Annotated in this window: 18 protein-coding genes and 1 pseudogene; 16 read left to right on the top strand and 3 right to left on the bottom strand. The window is 72.5% G+C overall.

All coding sequences use genetic code 11. The features are described 5' to 3' along the window. The first annotated feature begins 16 nt into the window (after positions 1-16). The 16 genes from AC5L34_RS15720 (at position 17) to AC5L34_RS15645 (ending at position 16,949) form a co-directional block, all read left to right on the top strand. Positions 17-952 (top strand): MurR/RpiR family transcriptional regulator, encoded by a 936-nt coding sequence (locus tag AC5L34_RS15720; RefSeq protein ID WP_441175935.1) that lies wholly within the window; start codon positions 17-19, stop codon positions 950-952. A gap of 100 nt (positions 953-1,052) precedes the next feature. Continuing rightward, positions 1,053-1,997, top strand: a complete 945-nt coding sequence (locus AC5L34_RS15715) for a transporter substrate-binding domain-containing protein (RefSeq protein ID WP_441175936.1) — start codon at positions 1,053-1,055, stop codon at positions 1,995-1,997. Positions 1,998-2,118: 121 nt separating this feature from the next. After that, the gene (locus tag AC5L34_RS15710; protein ID WP_441175937.1) at positions 2,119-2,973 is read left to right on the top strand and encodes an amino acid ABC transporter permease; all 855 of its coding nucleotides are present in this window, start codon (positions 2,119-2,121) and stop codon (positions 2,971-2,973) included. Next, a complete protein-coding gene (locus tag AC5L34_RS15705; protein WP_441175938.1) occupies positions 2,970-3,779 on the top strand; it encodes an amino acid ABC transporter ATP-binding protein in 810 nt (269 codons plus the stop codon). The genes AC5L34_RS15710 and AC5L34_RS15705 overlap by 4 nt, the downstream gene beginning before the upstream one ends. A gap of 114 nt (positions 3,780-3,893) precedes the next feature. Continuing rightward, positions 3,894-5,090, top strand: coding sequence for a M20/M25/M40 family metallo-hydrolase (locus AC5L34_RS15700; protein WP_441175939.1), 1,197 nt, complete (start codon positions 3,894-3,896; stop codon positions 5,088-5,090). A 118-nt stretch (positions 5,091-5,208) separates the two neighbouring features. Beyond that, entirely contained in the window at positions 5,209-6,444 is a 1,236-nt protein-coding gene (locus tag AC5L34_RS15695) for an ATP-grasp domain-containing protein (protein ID WP_494825594.1), read from the top strand. Continuing rightward, on the top strand, positions 6,441-7,268 hold the full coding sequence (locus AC5L34_RS15690) for a Rossmann-like domain-containing protein (RefSeq protein WP_441175941.1): 828 nt from the start codon (positions 6,441-6,443) through the stop codon (positions 7,266-7,268). Before AC5L34_RS15695 ends, AC5L34_RS15690 begins: the two co-directional genes overlap by 4 nt. Continuing rightward, positions 7,265-8,383: a PLP-dependent cysteine synthase family protein gene (locus AC5L34_RS15685; RefSeq protein ID WP_441175942.1), complete on the top strand. Its 1,119-nt coding sequence runs from the start codon at positions 7,265-7,267 to the stop codon at positions 8,381-8,383. Before AC5L34_RS15690 ends, AC5L34_RS15685 begins: the two co-directional genes overlap by 4 nt. Then, a complete protein-coding gene (locus tag AC5L34_RS15680; RefSeq protein ID WP_441175943.1) occupies positions 8,374-9,423 on the top strand; it encodes a dipeptide epimerase in 1,050 nt (349 codons plus the stop codon). Before AC5L34_RS15685 ends, AC5L34_RS15680 begins: the two co-directional genes overlap by 10 nt. Then, positions 9,420-10,655 (top strand): MFS transporter, encoded by a 1,236-nt coding sequence (locus AC5L34_RS15675; RefSeq protein ID WP_494825592.1) that lies wholly within the window; start codon positions 9,420-9,422, stop codon positions 10,653-10,655. The genes AC5L34_RS15680 and AC5L34_RS15675 overlap by 4 nt, the downstream gene beginning before the upstream one ends. Next, the gene (locus AC5L34_RS15670) at positions 10,652-11,506 is read left to right on the top strand and encodes a class I SAM-dependent methyltransferase (protein ID WP_494825590.1); all 855 of its coding nucleotides are present in this window, start codon (positions 10,652-10,654) and stop codon (positions 11,504-11,506) included. Before AC5L34_RS15675 ends, AC5L34_RS15670 begins: the two co-directional genes overlap by 4 nt. Beyond that, a complete protein-coding gene (locus AC5L34_RS15665; RefSeq protein WP_494825588.1) occupies positions 11,503-13,071 on the top strand; it encodes an ABC transporter substrate-binding protein in 1,569 nt (522 codons plus the stop codon). The genes AC5L34_RS15670 and AC5L34_RS15665 overlap by 4 nt, the downstream gene beginning before the upstream one ends. Beyond that, positions 13,068-14,018: an ABC transporter permease gene (locus AC5L34_RS15660; RefSeq protein WP_494825586.1), complete on the top strand. Its 951-nt coding sequence runs from the start codon at positions 13,068-13,070 to the stop codon at positions 14,016-14,018. The genes AC5L34_RS15665 and AC5L34_RS15660 overlap by 4 nt, the downstream gene beginning before the upstream one ends. Next, positions 14,015-14,830 carry an ABC transporter permease gene (locus tag AC5L34_RS15655; RefSeq protein ID WP_494825584.1) on the top strand — a complete coding sequence of 272 codons (816 nt, stop codon included), beginning with the start codon at positions 14,015-14,017 and terminating at the stop codon, positions 14,828-14,830. The genes AC5L34_RS15660 and AC5L34_RS15655 overlap by 4 nt, the downstream gene beginning before the upstream one ends. Then, on the top strand, positions 14,827-16,395 hold the full coding sequence (locus AC5L34_RS15650; RefSeq protein ID WP_494825582.1) for an ABC transporter ATP-binding protein: 1,569 nt from the start codon (positions 14,827-14,829) through the stop codon (positions 16,393-16,395). Before AC5L34_RS15655 ends, AC5L34_RS15650 begins: the two co-directional genes overlap by 4 nt. Continuing rightward, positions 16,392-16,949: a GNAT family N-acetyltransferase gene (locus tag AC5L34_RS15645; protein ID WP_494825580.1), complete on the top strand. Its 558-nt coding sequence runs from the start codon at positions 16,392-16,394 to the stop codon at positions 16,947-16,949. Before AC5L34_RS15650 ends, AC5L34_RS15645 begins: the two co-directional genes overlap by 4 nt. Before the next feature lie 141 nt (positions 16,950-17,090). Here the strand turns inward: AC5L34_RS15645 and AC5L34_RS15640 are convergent. The 3 genes and pseudogenes from AC5L34_RS15640 to AC5L34_RS15630 all read right to left on the bottom strand — a co-directional run bounded on the left by AC5L34_RS15640 (position 17,091) and on the right by AC5L34_RS15630 (position 21,752). Further along, positions 17,091-17,709: pseudogene (locus tag AC5L34_RS15640) on the bottom strand (response regulator). A gap of 55 nt (positions 17,710-17,764) precedes the next feature. Continuing rightward, complete coding sequence (locus AC5L34_RS15635) at positions 17,765-19,096, bottom strand: MFS transporter (RefSeq protein WP_494825578.1); 1,332 nt, start codon at positions 19,094-19,096, stop codon at positions 17,765-17,767. Between the two features lie 355 nt (positions 19,097-19,451). Further along, positions 19,452-21,752: an ATP-binding protein gene (locus tag AC5L34_RS15630; RefSeq protein WP_494825576.1), complete on the bottom strand. Its 2,301-nt coding sequence runs from the start codon at positions 21,750-21,752 to the stop codon at positions 19,452-19,454. Positions 21,753-22,115 lie beyond the last annotated feature (363 nt).

Genomic DNA, 22,115 nt, shown 5'->3' with positions numbered 1-22,115 from the left:
CGGATACGCTCAGCGCGTGTCGACCTTCGATCTCGCTGGTGAGCCGGGCACGGGTGCCGGTTCGGAACACCTGCCCGACGACGCCGCCGTCGAGCCGCCCGCAGTCGGGGTGGCCGCCCTGGTCCGACAGCGGTTGGGTGAGTGCAGCCCGGCCGAACGTCGGGTGGCGCGTGCGCTGCTGGCCTCGTACCCGGCCGCCGGGCTGGGCACGGTCGCCTCGCTGGCCGAGCGGGCCGAGGTGAGCGGGCCGACCGTGCTGCGGTTCCTCAGCCGGCTCGGGTTCGGCGGCTATCCGGAGTTCCAGCGCGCGCTGCGCGACGAGCTCACCGAGCGGGAGACGTCGCCGCTGACGGCGTACCGGGCGGCGGAGCGGACCGGCGGTCGGCCGGAGGGCGCGCTGCCCCGGGCGGCGGCGAGCCTACCGGAGGCCGTGGCCGGGACGCTGGCCGAGTTGCCGCAGGGCGAGTTGGACGCGGCGGTCCGCCTCCTGGCCGACCAGCAACTGCGGGTGACAGCGGTGGGTGGCCGGTTCTCCGGTCTGCTCGCGCACTACCTGGTGCTGCACCTGATGCAGGTGCGCGGGGGCAGCCGCCTGTTGCCGTCCACGCCGGTGGAGCGCACCGACATGCTCGTCGACGTGGGCCGCCGGGACCTGTTCGTCCTCTTCGACTTCCGCCGGTACGAGGAGCCCACCCTGGCCCTGGCCCGGGAGGTCACCGCACGGGGCGCCCGGGTGCTCCTGTTCACCGATCGGTGGCTCTCCCCGGTGGCCGGCCTGGCCGAGGTGGTGCTGCCGAGCCGGGTCGAGTCGCCGTCGCCGTACGACAGCTTCGTACCCACGTTGGCGCTGGTGGAGACGCTGGTGGCGGCGTTGATCGACCGTCTCGGGCCGGTCGCCGGCAAGCGCCTGAAGGCGATGGAGCAGGCCCAGCAGACGTACGGGGGCAGCTGAGAGCGCCGGAGGCTCGTTACAGAAAACTGTAACCCCACCGAAATAGTAATGTGCGTTACAGTCCGGGTGCTGGTTCGGCTGGCACCCGGAAGGACACCCCATGCGCATCCGTCACCTCACCCTGGCCACCGTGGCCTCGGCCCTCCTCGCGGTCACCGCCGGCTGCGGCGGCGACTCCACCGCCGCCGGCTCCGGCGACGAGGTCACGACCGTCTCCGTCACCATCGAGGGTGTCGGTGAGGTCACCACCGACGCCGCCCTCGCCCGGAAGGTCCCCGGCGACATCCGGGACCGGGGCACCATCACCGTCGCCACCAACGCCCCGTACGAACCCTTCATCGACTTCAAGACCGAGGGCCGCACCGACGAGTTCAAGGGTCTGGACCACGACCTGTTCCTGGCCGCGTCGGCCCGGCTCGGCATCAAGGCGACCTTCACCCAGCAGCCCTTCGACGGCCTCGTGCCCGGCCTCCAGGCCGCCAAGTACGACGCCATCGCCGGCGGCATCACCGACAAGAAGGAACGCCAGCAGGTCGCCACCTTCGTCGACTACTCCGCCTCCGGCACCGGTTTCCTCGTCAAGACCGGCAACCCGCTCGGCGTGCAGACCGTCGCCGACCTCTGCGGACGCAAGGTGGCCGTGCAGAAGGCCAGCAACCAGGCCAAGAACCTCGCGGAGTACAGCAGGTCCGACTGCGCCGGCCGAGCCGTCGAGGTCAAGGAGTACCCGGAGAACCCGCAGGCGGTGCAGGCCCTCATCGCCGGCAACGTCGACGTGGTCGCCGCCACCAAGGTCAACCTGGTGGACATCGCCCCCGCCCTGACCGGCAAGGCCGACCTGGTCGAGGACCCGTCCGCCCCGAACGGCTGGCTGGCCAGCCCCAACGGCTTCGGGTTCCTGAAGGCACAGAGGGAACTCGCCCAGGCGTACCAGGCCGCCGTGCAGTCGCTGATCGACGACGGCACCTACACCAAGATCCTCGCCCAGTGGAAGCAGGAGCCGATCGCGGTCAAGCAGGCCACCATCGACCAGGCCATCGACTGACCCCGGCGGAGACGACTCCCTGAACCGCGGTCGCCGGGCGCCCTTTCGACACCCCGTGAGGGCGGGCCCGGAAGGCGCGCCCGGCGACCGCCGCACCCCGTCCCCCGCTGGAGGCAACCCAATGACGAGCGACACCGAGACCGTACGGGTCGTCCCCGTACGACACTACGGACGTTGGCTGGCCGCGATCCTCGTGGTCGGCGTGGCGGCCCTCTTCCTCCGGGCTCTGCTGGACAGCCCCAACCTCGAACCCGCCACCATCGGCAAGTACCTGTTCAGGGACTACATCCTCGACGGCGTGGTCACCACGCTCTGGCTGACCCTGCTGGCCATGGTGCTCGGCACCCTCGGCGGCGTCCTGCTCGCGGTGATGCGGCTGTCGGCCAACCCCGTACTGCGGGGTGTCTCCTGGGCCTTCGTCTGGGTCTTCCGGGGCACTCCCCTGCTGGTGCAGATCATCTTCTTCGGTTTCCTCGGCGCGCTCTTCCCCCGGATCACGTTCAGCCTGCCGTTCACCGACCTGGTCCTGTTCGACAAACCGACCAGCGTCGTGGTCACCGGCACCGTCGCCGCCGTCCTCGCCCTGTCGCTCAACGAGATGGCGTACGCCGCCGAGGTCATCCGGGGTGGCATCCTCGCCGTGGACACCGGGCAGAGCGAGGCCGCCGCAGCCCTCGGCATGAGCCCCACGCTCACCCTGCGCCGGGTCGTCCTGCCCCAGGCCATGCGGGTCATCATCCCGCCGATGGGCAACGAGACCATCACCATGCTCAAGTCCACCGCGCTGGTGTCGATCATCGCCGGCCGTGACCTGATGACCGCCGTGCAGACCGTCTACCAGGGCAACTACAAGGTGATCCCGCTGCTCGTCGTGGCGGCGATCTGGTATCTCGCGCTCGTCAGCGTGCTGTCCGCCGGCCAGTGGGCGATCGAGCGGCGGTTCGGCCGTGGCTTCGCCCGGGGAGGAGTCCGATGACCACCCAGACCGACACCTCCATCAGCCCCACCCGCCAGGCCGGGGCCGAACCCATGGTGCGGGCCGAGGGCGTCACCAAGAGGTTCGGGCCGGTCGAGGTCCTCAAGGGCATCGACATGACCGTCGCCCCCGGCGAGGTTGCCTGCCTGCTCGGGCCCTCCGGCTCCGGCAAGTCCACCTTCCTGCGCTGCATCAACCACCTGGAACGCATCGACGGCGGCCAGCTCTGGGTCGACGGTGAACTGGTCGGCTACCGTCGCCAGGGCGACAAGCTGTACGAGTTGAAGGCCCGCGAGGTCGCCCGTCGCCGCCGCGACATCGGCATGGTCTTCCAGCGGTTCAACCTCTTCCCGCACCTCACCGCGCTCGGCAACGTCGTCGAGGCACCCGTACGTGTCCTCGGCACCCCCCGCGACCAGGCCCGCGCCGAGGCGACGGCCCTGCTGGAACGGGTGGGTCTCGCCGAGAAGGCGAACAGCTACCCCGGTCAGCTCTCCGGCGGGCAGCAGCAGCGGGTCGCCATCGCCCGCGCACTGGCCATGCACCCCAAGCTGATGCTCTTCGACGAGCCGACCTCGGCGCTCGACCCGGAACTCGTCGGCGACGTCCTCGACGTGATGAAGGGCCTCGCCGCCGACGGCATGACGATGGTCGTGGTCACCCACGAGATGGGCTTCGCCCGTGAGGTCGCCGACTCCGTCGCGTTCCTCGACGGTGGCTGCGTCGTCGAGGAGGGCACACCGCGCGACGTGCTCGGTAACCCGAAGCACGACCGCACCCGCGCCTTCCTGGACAAGGTCCTGTGAGCGCGAGGAGTGCAGCGAAGCGGAGCCCCGCAGGCGCGAACGAAAGGCAAGCACCGTGAGCGCGAGGAGTGCAGCGAAGCGGAGCCCCGCAGCCCCGAACGAAAGGCAGGCACCGTGAGCGGCGGGGCATTGCACAGTGCGGAGCTGCTCGCGGCGGCCGGGAACCGGCTCGCCCCCTACCACGAGCGACTCGCCCGGCTGGTCGACATCGACTCCGGGTCCGGACAGGTGGACGGCCTGCGGCAGGTCGCCGACCTGATGCAGACCTGGTGCCTGGAAGCCGGCATGGCCGTCGAGCGGGAACCGGTGGCGGACCCGTCCGGCCGGCCCCTCGGCGACGTGCTGATCGGCCGGCACCGCGGCCGGGGCCGCCGGCGGATCCTGCTCGCCGGCCACCTCGACACCGTCTTCCCGCCCGGCACGGCCGCCGCCCGTCCGTTCCGGGTGCAGAACGGCCGCGCGTACGGACCGGGGGTCAGCGACGACAAGGGCGGCGTGCTCGCGGGTCTGGCCGCCGTCGAGGTCCTCCTCGCGCTCGACCGGACGGAGTACGCCGAGCTGGTGCTGGTCTGCACCCCCGACGAGGAGATCGGGTCGACGGGCAGCCGGACGCTGCTGCGTACCCTCGGATCCGCTGCCGACGTGGCCCTCTGCCTGGAATGCGCCCGCGACAACGGCGACCTGGTGTCGGCGCGCAAGGGCGTCGCCGACCTGGAGGTCACCCTGAGGGGTCGGGCCGCCCACGCCGGCATCGAACCGGAACGCGGAGCCAGCGCCCTGCTCGCCGCCGCCCGGCTGACCGTCGCCCTGGACGCCCTCAACGGCCGGTGGCCGGGGGTCACCGTCAACGTCGGCCACCTGACCGCCGGCGACCGGCCCAACGTCGTCCCGGACCGGGCCAGAATGCTCGTCGACCTGCGTGCCTGGCACAGCCGGGAGTACGAGGCCGCGCTCGCCGAGATCCGCCGCCTGGTCGTCGAGCCGTGGGTCTGCGGGGTGCGCGCCGAGGTGGCCGTGCACGCCCCCACCCCACCGTGGGAACTGGGGCCGGCCGGGCAGCGGCTCACCGAACTCGCCGCGAAGGTCGGCGCCGGGCTCGGCGTACCGGTGTCACACACCGCGACCGGTGGCTGCGCCGACGCGAACCTTCTCGCCGAAGCCGGCGCGGCGGTGCTCGACGGGCTCGGCCCGGTCGGCGGCAACGACCACAGCCCCTCGGAATGGCTGGACCTGGGCTCCGTCGCACCCCGGACGGCACTGCTCGCCGGCCTGATCGACGAGGTCAGCCGGGCCGATCCACACCAGATGTGACGGGAGTGTCGACCTAGTCATTCGAAATGAAAACCGTTACCATCACCGAATCCGGTAGTCGCAGGGAGCGGAGTCGGCGATGGCGCATCTGTTGGTGGTCGAGAGTTGGGTAGGCGCCATGAGCGGCCTGCTACCGAGGGCCATCCGAGAGGTCGGTCACCGCTTCTCGTTCCTGACCCGCGACCTGCACCACTACCTCCGCAGCGCGCCGACAGACAGGCCGCACCCGCTACTGGCGGCCGAGAACGTGCTGACGACCGAGACCAACGACCTGCCGAGACTGATGTCCTTTGTGGAGGACGTCCATCGGGTGCTGCGCTTCGACGGGGTGGTCACCTCCTGCGACTACTACCTCGGCACCGTCGCCCGGCTGGCCGCGCACCTGGGCCTACCGGGCGCCGCGCCGGAGGCGGTGGAGTGCGCGTACCGCAAGGATCTGGCCCGCGCCGCGATGCATCGGGCCGGGGTCCCCCAGCCTGCGTTCGCGGTGACCCAGGGCTGGACCGCTACCAGCCACGCGGCCGACGGCATCGGTTACCCGCTGGTGGTCAAACCCGTCGACCTCTGCGCCGGCATGTACGTCCGTCGGGTGGACGACCGGACCGAACTGCGGGCGGCCTACGACGCACTGGCCGGTTTCCCGGTCAACGCCCGACGCCAGCCGAGGATGCCGCTGGTGCTGCTGGAGAAACTGCTGGACGGGCCGGAGGTGAGTGTGGAGACGGTCACCGTGGACGGCGTCACCACCGTGATCGGGGTGACCGACAAGAGCCTGGCCGGCACCTCCGGATTCGTGGAGAGCGGGCACATGTTCCCCGCGCCCGTCGACGCCGCCCTCGCCCGCGCCGTCGGCGCGACGGCCACCGCCGCCCTGGCCGCGGTCGGGCTCGACCACGGCGTGGCCCACACCGAGCTGCGGCTGACCCCGGACGGCCCCCGGGTGGTGGAGGTCAACCCCCGGCCCGCGGGCAACCAGATCACCGAACTGGTCCGCCGGGTCACCGGCATCGACCTGCCGATGGGGTACGCGCAACTGGCGCTCGGCGAGCGGCCCGACCTGACCCCGACCGACACCGGGGTACGCAGCGCGGCGATCGCGTTCCTGCTACCCCCACGCCCCGGCACGGTCACCGGGATCACCGGCACCGAGGCGGTGGCCGCCGAGCCCCGGGTGGTGGACTGGGCGGTGAAACCGGCCGGGCACCGGGCCGGGGAGGCCAGCAGCAACAACCACTACCTGGGTCACGTCATGGTCGTCGACCCCACGGGTGCCGGCGCCCGGTCGCTGGCGGACCGGCTGGTCGCCGGCCTGCGGGTCGGGTACGCCGGGGTGCCGGCCGGAGTGCCGGCGTGACCGGCCCGGCGGTCCGACCCGGGTACCGGTCGTTCGGCGCGCTGGTCACCGACGTGCGCGACGGCCGGGTCGGCCCCGATCCGGCACAGCAGCGGGTCAGCGTCGGCTTCGTCACCCGCCAGGGAGCCCGGCACGTCACCCGGGGCCGGGGCTACCGCAACCATGTGCTCAGCCTGCGGGTCGGGGCGGCGGTCGGCTCGTGCGCCGTCGAGCCGGACGAACTGCCCGACGACGTTGCCTACGCCTGCGTCGGCCAGTCGGTGGCGGAGCTGCTGACCCATCCGGCGCTGCCGGTGCGGGTCGCGGCGCTGGACGCGTACCTGCTCACGGTCCGCCCGCACCTGGACGCGGCCGACACGGTGCTGACCGTGCCCGCCGGTACGTCCCTGGCGAAGTCGACCGCCCGCGCGGCGGCCGTCGTGGACCTGCTGCCCTGCACACCCGGGCAGACGGTACTGGTGATCGGGGTGGTCAACTCGCTGCTGGAGCAGTTGCGCCGACGCGGTCTGCGCTACCTGCCCTGCGACTACGCGGGAGGCCGGACCGAGTGGGACGAGGCCTGCCTGCCCGACGCGCAGGCGCTGCTCGGCGCGGCCGACGCGATCCTGGCCTCCGGGATGACCCTGGGCAACGGCAGTTTCGCGCCGCTGCTGGCACACGCGGCGGCCACCGGTACCCCGCTGGTGATGTTCGCCCAGACCGGCAGCGGGGTGCTTCCCTGGTTCGTCGGCACGGGTGTGACCGCGGTGTCCGCCGAGCCGTACCCGTTCTTCTGGCTCGACGGCGGCCCGACGCCGCTCTACCAGTACCGGGCGGCACCGTGACCGCCCCGCACCTGCTGAACCTGGTCGGACACACCCCGGTGCTGTTCGTGGACACCCCGCTGCCGTACCCGCACGACGGGTTCTGGGCGAAGGTGGAGTGTCTCAGCCCCGGTGGGATGAAGGCCCGCGCGGCGGTGTCCATGCTCACCGGAGCCCGGATGCGGGGCGAGTTGCGCCCGGGTGCCCCGGTGGTCGAGTCGACCAGCGGCACTCTCGGCATCGGGCTGGCCTTCGCCGGGCAGGCCCTCGGGCACCCGGTGGTCCTGGTCGTCGACGGTGAGCTGGAACCGTCGATGCGGGCCCTGCTGCGCGCGTACGGGGCCCGGCTGGAGGTGGTGGACCGACCGCACCCGGTGGGCAGTTGGCAGCAGGCCCGCCTCGACCGGCTCGCCGAGATCCGGGCCGGCCTGCCCGGGGCGTACTGGCCGGACCAGTACGACAACCCGGACAACGCCGCCGGCTACGCCGGGCTGGCCGACGAGATCGCCGGGCAGGTCGACGCCGTCGACGTGCTGGTGTGCAGTGTGGGCACCGGCGGGCACAGCGCCGGACTGGCCAGGGCGCTGCGCCGGCACTGGCCGGCGCTGCGACTGGTCGGGGTCGACACCGTCGGCTCGACCATCTTCGGCCAGCCGGCCCGCTCTCGGCTGATGCGGGGCCTGGGCAGCAGCATCCACCCCCGCAACGTCGACTACCGGGCGTTCGACGAGGTGCACTGGGTGGGCCCGGCCGAGGCGGTGGACAGCTGCCGGCGCCTGGCGACCAGCAACTTCGTCACCGGCGGGTGGAGCACCGGCGCAGTGGCCCGGGTATCCGCCTGGGCGGCCCGTACCCAGCCTGGCGCCAGGGTACTGACCGTCTTCCCCGACGGACCGCACCGTTACCTCGACTCCATCTTCGACGACGGTTACTGCGCCCGGCACGGGCTGCTCGGTCCGACCCGGGGGCATCCGGTGGAGATCCATCATCCACAGGCGGTCGAGGTGAGCCGGTGGAGCCGCTGCCGGGTCGTCGTCGACCCGGTCGGTCCGACCGGGCGGCGCGAGACCACGGCGAGCGGCACGGCACCGGGCACGGCTGCACCGGGCGGGGCACGGGGGCCGGCATGGAACTGACCTGGCGGTCGTACCCGCTGGTGCTGCGTGAGCCGCTGAGGATCTCCCGGTCCAGCATGGCCGGACGTGACGCGGTGCAGGTCACCGTCAGCCACGACGGGGTCAGTGGCCACGGCGAGCTGGTGACCAGCAACTACCAGCGGCTGGACCTGACCACGGCGATCACCACGCTGGCCGGTGTCGCCGGCCGGATCGCCGGCTACCCCGACCCGGAGACACTGCACGCGGACCTGTCCACGCTGACCGGGGCGGTGACGCCCGGAGTACGGGCCGCGCTGGACGCCGCCGTGCACGACCTCGTCGCACGGCGGGCCGGCGTACCGGTGCACCGACTGCTCGGGCTGCGCGACGGCACCCCGGTCGGCACGGCGTACACCCTCGGGCTGGTCGCGCCCGACGCGGCGGCCGCGGCCGCGCGGCGGCTGGTCGCAGCCGGTTTCACCACGCTGAAGATCAAGGCCGGCGACGCGACCGACCTGGCCCGGGTCGCGGCGGTGCGGGCCGCCGCCCCGCAGGCCCGGCTGCTGCTGGACCCCAACGGCGGCTGGAACGCCGAGCAGGCCGTCCGGCTGCTGGAGGCCATGGCGGCACACCGCGTCGACGCCGTCGAACAGCCGGTGCCACCCGGTGACCCGGATGGGCTGGCCTGGATCGCGGCCCGTACCCCGGTGCCGGTCGTCGCCGACGAGGACGCCGTCACCGTCACCGACGTGCACCGGCTGGCCGCAGCGGTGGCCGGGGTCAACGTCAAGCTCGCCAAGTGCGGCGGGATCACCGCCGCCCGGGAGATCATCGACGTCGCCACCGGCTACGGCATGGACATCATGCTCGGCTGCCTGGTCGCCAGTTCCCTCGGCATCGCCCCTGCCGTACACCTGAGCGCGCGGGCCCGCTGGGTGGACCTCGACGGGCACCTGCTGCTGGCCGACGACCCGTGGACCGGCCTGGGCGGTCACGACGGGACCCTGCGGCTGGCCGGCACGTCGGGGCTCGGGGTCACCCCGGCCGGTACCGGTGACCGGGCGGTGGCGCCCCGATGACCGCCACCTGGGCGACGCTGCGCAGCTTCCCGCTGCCGGTCCGGCTGCTGGTGGTCAACCAGCTCGGCGTCAACATCGGCTTCTACATGCTGCTGCCCTACCTCGCCGGGTACCTCGCCGACGAGGTGGGCCTCTCCGCCGCCCTGATCGGGCTGGTGCTCGGGGTACGCAACCTCAGCCAGCAGGGCATGTTCCTGATCGGTGGGTCCGCCGCCGACCGGCTCGGTGCCCGGGGTGTCATCATCGCCGGCTGTGCGCTGCGTAGCGTCGGTTTCGCGGTGTTCGCCCTCGGGGTGTCCCTGCCGGCGCTGCTCGCCGCGTCGGTGCTGTCCGGGCTGGCCGGGGCGCTGTTCAACCCGGCGGTCCGCGCCTACCTCGCCCAGGCCGCCCCCGACCGTCGGGCCGAGGCGTTCGCCCTTTTCAACGTGTTCGCCAGCGCCGGCGCGCTGCTCGGCCCGCTGGTCGGCAGCGCGCTGCTGCTGGTCGACTTCACCGCCGCCGCGTGGGGCGCGGCGGCGGTCTTCGCGGCACTGACCGTCGCGCAGGCACTCGTCCTGCCCCCGCAGCCGGTGGCGCGCAGCGGGCAGGCCCTCGGCCGGGACTGGCGGGAGTGCCTCACCGACCGCCGGTTCCTCGTCTTCACCCTCGCGCTGAGTGCGATGTTCGCCCTGCAGAACCAGCTCTACCTGGTCCTGCCGGTCCAGGCCGAACACGCCACCGGGTCACCCGTGGCGGTGGCGGCACTGTTCGTGGCGTCGACCGTGGTGACCCTGGCCGGGCAGGTCCCGCTGACCCGCTGGTTGTCCGGTCGGATGGCCCGGGGCACCGCGATCACGGTCGGGATGGCGGCCATGGGCAGCGGTTTCCTGCTGCCGCTGCTACCGGCCGGCGCCGGGCCGGTCGGGCTGCTGCCCGTCCTCGGCGCAGCCGTGCTGCTCGCCGTCGGGGTGATGATCGCCCAGCCGTTCGTACTGGAACTGATCCCCGGCTTCGCCCGCGCCGGCCTGACCGGCACCTACTTCGGCCTGTTCTACCTGGTCTCCGGAGTGGTCGCGGCGGCGGCCACCACGACGGTCGGCCGGGTGATGGGCGACGGTGCCGCGGTGCCGGCCGGCGCCTGGCTGCTCTGCGCGGCGCTCGGCCTGGCCTCGGCGGCAGCGGTCCGGCTGCTGCACCGCCGGCGTCGGCTCGGACCCCGACCGGTACCCGTCGACGCGGAGGTGCCCGCATGACCGACCCGGTCGTGGCCACGGCCAACCTGCTCACCGACAACCCCGAACTGTACGAGGCGCAGTTCCCGGACCCGCATCATGCGGCGGCGACCTTCGTCGACGACCTGGTGCGGCGTTTCGCCCCGCAGGGCGGACCGGGACGGCGGCTGCTCGACATCGGCTGCGGTACCGGCCGGGACGCCGGCCACCTGGCCCGGATCGGGTACGCGGCGACCGGGCTGGACACCTCCGCCCGGATGCTGCTCCACGCCCGCCGGCACCACCGGCAGGTCCGGTTCGTGGCCACCGACATGCGCGACTTCGACCTCGGTACCCGTTTCGACGTCGTCACCTGCCTGGACAGCGCGATGCTGTACTGCCACCGCAACGCCGACCTGACCGCGTTCCTGGACCGCTGCCACGCCCACCTCGTGCCCGGCGGGCTGCTGGTCGCCGAGATGCGCAACGGCGCGTACTTCCTGGGCAACACCGACCTGCTGGACGCCCCACGCACCCGCACGGTCACCTGGCGCGGCGTCGCCTACACCTCACGGACCCGGCTCTGGATCGACCACGCCGCGCAACTGCTGCGCCGGGAACGGGTCTGGACCTGGCCGGGCGGCGGGCAGCCGCTGGTGCAGAACTCCGCCTGGCGGCTGCTGTTCCCCCTGGAACTGCGGCACCTGCTCGACACCGCCGGGTTCGACGTACTCGCCCTGTTCGACCTGCCCGGCCCGCGTACCGAACCGCCGTGGCAGCCGGACGCCGAGCTGTCCACCACGCTCTCCGGCGACCGCCTGCACCTGGTCGCCCGCCGCCGCGGCGACGCGGCCCGAACCACGCACACCCTCGGAAGGACAAGCCACGCATGACTCCCTTTCTGACCGGCACCGCAGGCGGGCTGAGCCGTCGCGGCCTGCTCGGCGGTGCCGCCGCGCTCTCCGCGGTGCTGCTCACCGGCTGCGGTACCGACAACGCGCCGGCCACCGCCCCGACCGGGCAGCCCAGGCGCGGCGGCCGGCTGCGGGCCGCATTCGCCGGGGGCGGCGCCAACGAGACCCTCGACCCGCACCTGGCGAACCTCTTCGTCGAGGCGTCCCGAGCCAAGGCCATGTACGACAAGCTCGCCGACTACGGCCCGGACGTGTCGATCCAGCCGCGCCTGGCGCAGCGCTGGGAACCCACCGCCGATCTCACCCGGTGGCGGGTCAGCCTGCGCGAGGCCACCTTCCACGACGGCCGCCCGGTCCGCGCTGCCGACGTGCTGGCCAGCTACGCCCGGATCACCGACCCCAAGCGCACGTTCCGGGCGAAGGCCAGCCTGGCGATGATCGACCTGCGGGCCAGCCGGGCGGTCGACGAACGCACCGTCGAGTTCGCTCTGACCCGCCCGTTCGCCGAGTTCGGCAACCTGCTCGCCGCGTTCGGCGCCTACATCGTGCCGGAGGGCACGGAGACCTTCGACCGGCCGGTCGGCTCCGGCGCGTTCGTCTTCGACTCCTTCCAGCCGGGCCGGTCGCTGCTGCTCAAGCGCAACCCCGAGCACTGGGACGGGGCGGCGTACCTCGACGAGCTGGAGTACCTGATCAGCAACGACGAGTCGGCGCGGATCAACGCGCTGCTCGGCGGGCAGGTGGAGTACGCACACGACATCACCCCCACCACCGCCCGTACCCACGCCGGTGACCGACGGGTGGCCATCACCCGGATGGCGAACAGCACCATGCAGGGCTTCACCATGAAGGTCGACCGGCCGCCGTTCGACAACCGGGACCTGCGCGAGGCGATGTTCCTGCTCACCGACCGGCAGCAGCTCGTCGACACGGTCCTCTCCGGTGCCGGCCAGGTCGGCAACGACCTCTACGGCAAGGGCTACCAGTACTACGCCGCAGACATCCCGCAACGCACCCGGGACCTCGACCGGGCCCGCTTCCTCATCGACCGGGCCGGCGCGAAGGGGCTGCGGATCACCCTGGACACCGCCGCCGTGGCCAGCGGATTCGTCGAGGCGGCCACCGTGCTCGCCGACCAGGCCCGCCAGGTCGGCCTCACCGTGGTACCGGCCACCGGCAACAAGGACACCTACTGGAAGGACATCCTGACCAACGGGGTCCTGGCCTGCTACCGCTCCGGGGCCATGCCGATCGAGACGCACATCTCCCAGCGGCTGCTGACCAACTCCACCACCAACGCCACCCGCTGGGCCCGCCCGGACTTCGACGCGCTCTACGCCAAGGCGGTGTCCACCGCCGACGGGGCGGCCCGCCGGCAGACGTACGACGACATGCAGCGGATGCTGCACGCCGAGGGCGGCTTCCTGATCTGGGGGTTCGCCGACTTCCTGGTCGCCACCGGCCCGAACGTCGGCGGGGTCTCCGCCGACGCCCCTGCCAACACCCTGGACTGGGCCCGCTTCGACAAGGTCTGGCTGGGTTGAGCCTGTCCCGCTACGCCGCCGGGCGGCTACTGCTCGGCGTCGGGCAGGTCGCCGGTGTCGCCACCGCCGTGTTCGTCCTCACCGAGGCGCTGCCTGGGGACGCGGCGGTGGTGATCGCCGGCGACCAGCCCGACCCGGCGCGCATCGCGCTCATCCGGGCCCAGCTCGAACTCGACCGACCGGCCGGGGAACGCTACCTGGACTGGCTGGTCGACCTGCTGCACGGCGACCTGGGTGTATCGCTGATCTCGCACCGGCCGGTGACCGAGGTGCTGGCGGCCACCGCCGCACCGACGGTCCTGCTGGCCGCGGCGACCCTGCTGCTGCTCGTTCCCCTCGCCGTCGGGATGGGCATGCTGGCGGCACGCCGCGAGGGCGGCCGGCTCGACCGGTCACTGTCCGCGGTGGCGGTGGGCCTCTACGCCGTACCCGAGTTCGCGCTGGCCATCCTGCTCGCTGCCCTGTTCGGCGTACATCTGGGCTGGTTCCCGCCCACCGCCGTCGGTACCGGCGGTGACCTGCTGGCCCAGCCGGCGGTGCTGGTGCTGCCGCTGCTGGTGCTGCTGGCCCGACCGATCTGCTCGATCAGCCGGCTCACCCGGGCCGGCATGGTCGGCGCGGTGCGCTCCGAGTACGTCGCCCATGCCCGCCGGCTGGGCATCCCGGCCCGCCGACGGTGGCTGGCGCACGCGCTGCCGAACGCCCTCGCCCCGGTGGTGCAGCAGCTCGCCCGCACCACCGACTGGCTGCTCGGCGGGGTGATCGTGGTCGAGGCGGTGTTCGTCATCCCCGGCCTCGGTACCGCCCTGGTCGACGCGGTCACCGCCCGTGACGTGCCCACCGTGCAGGGCCTGTGCGTGCTGGTCGCGGTCACCACCGTAACCGTCAACCTGGCCGCCGACCTGGTGGCGTTCCGGCTCGCTCCACGCACGGCGGGTGCGCGGTGAACCGCGGGCTGCGAACCGTCGCCGGGTCGGTGCTGCTCGGCGGACCGCTGCTGCTCGCCCTGGCCGGGCCGCTGCTGGTTAACGGCCCGGCCGGGCACGGGCGCCCGTTCGACCCGGCCGGCCCGCTCGGCACCGACTTCGTCGGCCGGGACGTCGTCGACCAACTGCTCCTCGGCGGCCGGTCCGTGGTGCTGGTCGCGCTCACCGCCACCGCGCTGGCGTACCTGGTCGGCGTACCGGTGGGACTGCTGGCCGCGACGACCCGGCACCGCCCGGTCGACGAGCTGCTGATGCGGCCACTGGACCTGCTGCTGGCCGTACCGTCCCTGCTGCTGCTCATCCTCGTCGCGGCCACCGCGCCGCGCGGCCCGGCCACCCTGACGGTGATCGTCGCGTTGATCGCCCTGCCCGAGATCGCCCGGGTCACCCGGGCCGCCGCGCTGCCGCTGGCACACGGCACGGTGATGGAGGCCATGCGGCTGTACCGGGAAACCTGGTGGCGGCGGGCCGTCGGCTACGTCGCCGTCGGCATCCGTCGGGTGCTGCTCGCCGACGCGGGGGTCCGGTTCATCGGCGCCCTGTACCTGGTGGCCACCGCCAGCTTCCTCGGCGTGGGGGTGGCACCCGACGCATCCGACTGGGCGGTGATGGTGGACCGCAACCGGACCGGCATGTTCCTGCAACCCTGGGCGGTCGTCGTACCGGCCGCGCTGATCGTGGCCATGGCCGTCGGCGTCAACCTGGTCGCCGACCAGTTGCTGGCCGGCCGGCGGTCCACCGTCGACCGGGATCCGGCGGAGGTGCTCCGGTGAGTCCCGCGCTGGTCCGTGTCACCGGGCTCGGCGCCCGCACCGGCGACGGGAGAGTACTGGTCGACGACGTGTCGTTCGGCGTGGCGGCCGGGCAGGTCCTGGCCGTCATCGGGGCGTCCGGCAGCGGCAAGACCACCACCGGCCGCGCCCTGCTGGGCGAGACCGGGCCGGGGGTACGGCTCACCGGCCGGATCGAGATCGCGGGCCAGCCGGTCACCCCGGACCGCCCACCGTCACCGGGCACCGTCGCCTACGTACCCCAGCAGCCCGCTGCCGTGCTCAACCCGGTCCGCCGGATCGGGGCGGTGCTCCGCGAGATCGCCCACCGGCACGCCGCCGCGGGCGCGACCGGCCGGGCGCAGCTCCGCCGGGCCGTGGCCGACGCACTCGCCCGGGTGGGCCTGCCGAACGGACGGGAGTTGCTGCGCCGCTTCCCGCACCAGCTCTCCGGCGGGCAGCAGCAGCGTCTCGTCCTCGCCCACGCGCTGCTGTCCCGGGCCCGGCTGCTGATCGCCGACGAACCCACCACCGGACAGGACAACCTGAACCGGGCCGACATCGCCACCGAGCTGCGCGGACTCGCCACGGCCGGCCTGGCCGTCGTGCTGCTCAGCCACGATCTGGACCTGGTACGCCTGGTCGCCGACCGAACCCTGGTCCTGGCGAACGGGACGGTACGCGCCACCGGCCCCACCGCCGAGGTCCTCGCCCTGCACCAGCCGCCCGCCGCAGCCGTCGACGACCGACCGGCGGACGGGGACCGACCCGACCGGGACCGGCCCCCGGTGCTGCGCATCACGGGACTGATGGCCCGGCACCGCGACGGCGCCCGCCGGCACACCGTCCTGCACGGCATCGACGCCAGCATCACCGCCGGGCAGTGCGTCGCCGTGGTCGGCCGGTCCGGCAGTGGCAAGACCACGCTGGCCCGCTGCATCGCCGGCCTGCACCGACCGGCCGGCGGCACCGTCGAGCTGGACGGGCGGCGGCTGGCGGCGAGCCTCGACCGGCGCGGCCGGGCCGACCTCGCCGCCGTGCAGTACGTCTTCCAGGACCCCCGGGCCAGTTTCCACCCGTACCTGCCGCTGCTCGACCAGGTGGCCCGGGTCGCGGTACGGCTGCGTGCCCTGGAGACGGCGGCGGCCCGCCACGCGGCGCAGGCCGTCCTCACCCGGGTGGGCCTCACCGGGGAGTTCACCGGCCGGCACCCCGAGCGGCTCTCCGGCGGGGAACTACAACGCGCTGCCCTGGCCCGTGCCCTGCTGGCCCGGCCCCGGCTGCTGATCTGCGACGAGATCACCTCCGGGCTCGACGCCGGAACCCAGGACCGCATCCTCAACCTCGTCGGGCAGTTACGCCGGACGGAGGAGTTGAGCCTGGTTGTGATCAGTCACGACCGGGAGGTCGTGGCCCGGCTCGCCGACCACGTCGTCGTCCTCGACCAGGGCCGGATCGTCGAGCACGGCCCGGCCGCGGACCTGCTCACCGCCGGTCGGCAACCGTTGACCCGCGCCCTGCTGCGCCCCACCGAGCATGTAATCATGAAAGCGAGCGAACCACTGTGACCGGACACCTCGTCGGCGACCACACCGTGCGGCAGGCCGCGCCCCGGCACCTCGCCGGTGCCCGCAGCGTCATGCTCGACACCTTCTACCACGACTTCGGTCACGGCTACCGCCCACAGTGGCACGCCGACGTGATCGACCTGGCCGACACCTACCTGCGGCCGGCCCGTCACGCGCTGTTCGTCGCCACCCTCGGGGACGAGGTGGTCGGCACCACCGCCGTACGGGCGGCGGCACCGGAGAGCCCACCGCATCCGCGGTTCCTGGTCGACCGGTACCCGCAGGAGAGCACCGCCCAGTTGTTCCGGGTGTACGTCCGGCCGGAGCACCGGCGCCGGGGGCTGGCCCGGGCACTGGTGGACCTGGCCACCGAGTTCGTCGCCTCTGAGGCCAGCTACCGGGCGCTGTACCTGCACACCGACACCCGGATCGAGGGCGCCGAAGGGTTCTGGCGGTCGGTGGCCGTGCCCGTCCACGACGCCCGCGACGGGCGCCCGGACACCCACCAGACGGTGCACTTCGAGATCCCGCTGCCGGTGTACTCGCGCCGATGACCATCCACCAGGCGTGGAGCCCTCCTCAGCCTGGCGGCGAACCCGACGGCCAGCCCGGTCCAGGTATCACCGTCGCGCGGGTGAGCCGGGGCAAGCAGTGGCTGCCGGCCGGCAACGAGACGCCGCCAACGGGATCGACGCTCACGACTGCGGCGCGGTGACCAGCCCGGTCTCGTAGGCGAGGATCACCAGTTGGGCGCGATCACGAACGTGGAGCTTGGCCATCGCGCGGTTGACATGAGTTTTGGCGGTCATCGGGCTGATCACCAGGTGCTGCGCGATCTCCTCGATGGACATCCCTCGCGCGACGAGCGTGACAACCTCGCGCTCCCGGCTCGTCAGTCGCTCGAGGGTCGAGTCGGCTTGTGTTTGGATCGGCCGGGACACGTACTCGCTGATCAGTTTGCGTGGTGATGGACGGCGCGAGCAGGGCGGCGCCCCGTACGGCATGAAGTAGGTCGGCGGGTTCGATGGTCCTGACGAGGAACCCGGTGGCACCGGCGCGCAGGGCGTTGAAGACATACTCGTCGAATCCGTAGTTGGTCAGGACGACGACGGGTACGCCGGTCAGATCGGGGTTCGCGGCGATCCGTCGGGTCGCCTCGATACCGTCCATGACGGGCATCTGGATGTCGATCAGCACGACGTCCGGCCTGTGCCGAGCGACCAGCGCAACGGCTTCGCTGCCGTCGGCGGCCTCGCCCACGACCTCGATGTCGTGCTCGGCGGCGAGCAGCGCGCGGAATCCGCCCCGCAGCAGTGGCTGGTCGTCGACGAGCTTCTCCGCAGCAGGCCCGCCAGGGCTGAGAAGGCGCTCATGCCGTCTCCTTCGGCGCCGTTGCGGCCGAGGGGGCGTCGGGGCGAACGGGCGGTCGGAGAGCCTGTGCGTGCACCGACCAGGCGAACGGAAGCGCGACCAGGGCCACTGCCTGGATCGCGAGCAACCCCGCGACGATTCCCCAACGGTCTGTCACCAGGCCGACCCCCACGGCGACGAACGCGTACAGCACGCTGCCGAGCAGCGAACCGAGCGAACCCATCGTCGCGCGTTCCCGGTCGGTGAACTCGCGCTGCAGTAACGTCTCCTGAGCGATCGTCGAGATGCCGTAGGCCGGTGACCCGAGCAGCACGGGCGAAAACACCGTCGGCTTGACCAGCGCCACGAAGTTCGCCAGGTTGTTGAACGACTCACCGAACAGCAGAGTGCGGGCGGCACCCACTCGGCCGATCACCCGACCACTGACGCGGAAGCCGACGAAGGCCACGCCATGGCCGAAGGTGCGCCACACGCCCAGCGCCCAGAGGGGCCACAACCCTGCCACGAAGACAGGCGACAACTGAGCCGCGCTTTCGCTGCTGTAACGAAGCGCCGATACCAAAGTCATCCGGCGGAGCACCGGATTACGGCGGATGCCGCGCAGGGCCGACCCGAGATGCACCAGCACGCTCGATTCCAGTGGGCCGCGCACCCGCGGTTCCCGGACCTGCAGGGCGACGAGCACGCACAGCACCTGCGGCACGACCGACAGCACGACCACCGCACGCAGCGACCACACGCCGGCGACCACGCCACCTACGGCTGCCGCCAGCGCGAGCGCGAGCTGGAACATCGAGTTCACACGGCCCGAGTGCCGGGGGAACTCCGCTTCCCGGTCGGCTGCGAGCAGAGTGTCGTACAGAAGCGCGGCGTTGTTGCCGCTCCACAGTGAGGCCGCCAATCCCTCCAGCACAACGGCTGCCAGGAGGAGACCATAGCCGGAAGCTCCGGCGTATCCGAGGTGGGCGGCCACCATGACGACGGCACCGGCGATCATCGTGCCACGACGCCCGAGCCGGTCGGAGAGCACGCCGGTGGGGACTTCGAACGCCGCGCAGGACAGCTTCTTCAGCGCCAGCAGGCTTGCGGCGGCTGTGTACGAGCCGGTGACCTGAGCAAAGTAGATGACCATGATCGGCCCGTACATGCGGAAGTCGCCGAGGAAGTTGAACCAGCCCAGCAGGCGGACGTTGCGGCTGACGGTCTCGTCAGCATGCTTCGAAGCAGCCGGAGCCGACCTGAGCCGTCGAGCTCTCCTGGCGAACGAGGAAGTGATCAGGCGTTGGAGTACGAGAAGGAGCCGGTGGTTCGAGGAATGCCGAGCGGACACAGCAGAGCTCCCGGAGGGGCGAACGGAGACGCCGAAAAGCGCCAAGGGCCGGTGACAGGTGTCACCTCGCCCCGTCGACCGGGATGTGGGCTGGGTTCGCTACACGAGCGGCGCTACGAGCCTGCAACTGCGGTCGCCGAGGGGCGAGTGGAGGCTCCAGCCGATGACCTAGACATCAGTGCTCCTCGATTCCCGGGCAGACCGTTCCGCAACAGCTCCGACTCTAGCGGCTGAAGATCCGCGCTTCCGTCGATTTATCGGCCTGCATCAGCTGGCTCCGCCTCCTCCGCCCATCGTCAGTTGCGGATGCAGTCCGGCAGGCCAGCAAGAGCCACGGATATTCACCCGTCGGTACTCAGGGCCGACTCGACTTTCTCGGGTCGGTGTCGTCGTGGCTCATACGGTCGCCATCGGCGCTCGGTCGGGTCGAGTTGAGCGCCGACAGGGAGCTCCGGACCCTGTTCGCGAACTCCACGTTGCCCAGCCGTTCGTACACTCCGATCGCCGCCCGGTACGCCCTGGCCGCCTGGTCCGGACGACCCTGAGCGGCCGCGACGGCGCCGAGCGCGTGGTGTGCCCCGCCCACCCCGGCGCCGTGCCGGATCCGCGTGAAGATCTCCAGCATGGCGCGGAAGTCCTGTTCGGCGTCGCGGTGCCGCTCTTCCTCGACGGCGAGCCAGCCCCGTTCGTGGAAGCAGTATCCGCGGAGGAACTCGTCGTCCAGCCGGTCGGCAATGTCGACGGCGCGCCTCGTCAGAGCAGCGGCCTCCGTCGGGTGGCCGGCGATCTTGTGGCCGGCAGCCAGCCCCAGGAACACGTAGCCGTGCAGTGCCGTCTCCTTCGCCGGAAGGAGTGCCGCCGCCCGCTCCAGCGTGGGAATGCTGCGCTCGGGACGACCGAGGGTGTTGTAGAGGACCCCCAGGGCGGAGCGGACCTCGATCTCCTCCTCGACCGCGTGCGACCGCTGGAACAGGCGCAGAGCCCGCAGCAGAGACTCCTCCGCCTCATCCGGACGTCCGTACGACCGCAGCGCCTCGCCCAGTCGGCGAACGGTCTGTGCCAACTCCTCCGCGTCGCCGAGTCGCTCGGCGAGAGCGACGGCCTCCCGCGCCGCAGCCAGCTCGGACTCCACCTCGCCGGCCAGCCCGAAGGAGTGCGAGACCCACCGCAACGCGCGCACCCGTCGCCGGTCGTCGCCCGCCGACGCCGCCACCTGCTCCGCGGATCGCCACAGCTGCAATCGGTAGCTGTGGTCGTCGGCCGCGGTCAGCAGCGGGTGCACCGCCTCCACCAGTGCCCACGCCTGGTTGGTGAGCCCCTCCGCGACCGCGGTCCGCAGCACGGCCAGGATGTTGTCGCGTTCATCCGCGACACCCCCGGCGGACCCGGCCCGGTCCCTTAACCAGTCCAGCTGCCGGATCAGGCAGGCGGCACGGTCACCGGCCGTCTCCTGCCGCTCCATCATCTCTCCGGCGAACAGCCGCAGGAGGTCGTGCAGCCGGTAGCTCGACGGTGTCGGCGCCTCGATCAGGAAGGCGTCCACCAGCCGGTCCAGGGCGTCCCGCACCACGGACGAATCGAGCCCGCACCGACGCGCCGCCGACTGGAGCCCGAACAGCACACCCGGATGCGACCCGGCTCGTCGGAACACCAGCCGGTCCACGTCGTTCAACTCCTCGTACGTGGACTGGAAGGCCGACCTGATCGTCCGGTCGCCCAGCCGTAGCTCGTCGAGCCGGCGGCTCTCGTCCGCCAGCCGGTCGGCCAGGGCCGACGGGGTCCAGCCGGGTCGGGCCCGGAGCCGGGATCCGACGATGCGCAGCGCGAGCGGCAGCCCCGCGCAGAACTCGACCAGCCGTCGGGCGCCCGAGGGGTCCGCGGCGACCCGGTCCGCGCCGACCGTCGCGGTCAGCAGTTCGAGCGCCTGCCCGGACGGCAGCGCGCCGAGGGTCAGGACGGCGCCCCCCGGCAGGTCGGCGATCAACCGGCGACTCGTGACCAGGGTGAGACAGCCCGAACCCGCCGCGATCAGCGGCCGTACCTGCGCCGTGTCGCACGCATCGTCGAGTACGACGAGTAGCCGGCGGTCCGCGACCACGGACCGGAAGCGTGACGACAGCTCCTCCAGCGTGCCCCGCCGTTCCTCCACGTCGCGGCCGAGCGCCCTGAGCATCCGGATCAACGCTTCCTGCGCCGGCACGGGATCGGGGCCGGCGCCGCCCAGGGCGACGTACAACTGGCCGTCCGGGAACCGCTCGCGGACCCGATGGGCGTAGAACACGGCCAGCGCCGACTTTCCCGTGCCCGCCGCCGCGGAAATGCTGACGACCTGTGCGCCGTCCGCGACCAGTTCCTCGACGGTGGCCAGCTCCGTCTCCCGGCCGGTGAGGCGCGGCGCGACCGGAAGCTCGCTCGGCGGTGACGGGGCTTGCGCCGGCGGGAGAGCGGGTGACGTGGAAGGGTGGTCGACCTGTCCCAGCCGGTGCTGCCACAGAGCGAGGCCGACCCCGGCGAGGGCCAGCGCGGCGACCGTGGGCCAGGCCAGCCAGCCGTACGCCGCGACCGGTTCGGGCAGTTCACCGCCGGTCGCGACGTTGACCACGACGGCCAGCACGACCGAGAGCAGACTCGACACCGTCACCAGCAGCAGGGCCACATTCCGGCGACGGTCGCGTTTCCTGTCCGGGGGGACCCGGGCCGGACCACCGTGCCACCTGTCGTCGCTCAACCGACCGGCGCCCTGGCCGCGTCGGGCAAGGCGAGGACCACGCCACCACCCGAAGCCATCGACACCCAGAGACCGCTTGGCATGCGGCCATGATGCCAGCTCCGGTCGACCGGAGAGGTACCCGCGCCAGGGCCGTCTCGCCCGGTCGGGACGACCGGTTGAAGCGTGAGCGATGGCCTGGCGTCATCGCCGATAGTGAGCCAAACGGCCGCTCCCCGACCTGGCCCGAGGCGAATCGCCGCGACGACAGGCCGATGCCGCGCCGAGCGCTACGTCGGCCGGCCGGCGGTA

The organism is Micromonospora sp. ZG13, from assembly GCF_059359355.1.
This window is presented reverse-complemented; position numbering and strand designations above follow the sequence as displayed.

Excerpts from the sequence above, each read along its gene's own strand:
- AC5L34_RS15715 (WP_441175936.1), top strand. The coding sequence starts at position 1,053 with ATGCGCATCCGTCACCTCACCCTGGCCACCGTGGCCTCGGCCCTCCTC.
- AC5L34_RS15710 (WP_441175937.1), top strand. The coding sequence starts at position 2,119 with ATGACGAGCGACACCGAGACCGTACGGGTCGTCCCCGTACGACACTAC.
- AC5L34_RS15705 (WP_441175938.1), top strand. The coding sequence starts at position 2,970 with ATGACCACCCAGACCGACACCTCCATCAGCCCCACCCGCCAGGCCGGG.
- AC5L34_RS15695 (WP_494825594.1), top strand. The coding sequence starts at position 5,209 with ATGAGCGGCCTGCTACCGAGGGCCATCCGAGAGGTCGGTCACCGCTTC.
- AC5L34_RS15680 (WP_441175943.1), top strand. The coding sequence starts at position 8,374 with ATGGAACTGACCTGGCGGTCGTACCCGCTGGTGCTGCGTGAGCCGCTG.
- AC5L34_RS15675 (WP_494825592.1), top strand. The coding sequence starts at position 9,420 with ATGACCGCCACCTGGGCGACGCTGCGCAGCTTCCCGCTGCCGGTCCGG.
- AC5L34_RS15670 (WP_494825590.1), top strand. The coding sequence starts at position 10,652 with ATGACCGACCCGGTCGTGGCCACGGCCAACCTGCTCACCGACAACCCC.
- AC5L34_RS15665 (WP_494825588.1), top strand. The coding sequence starts at position 11,503 with ATGACTCCCTTTCTGACCGGCACCGCAGGCGGGCTGAGCCGTCGCGGC.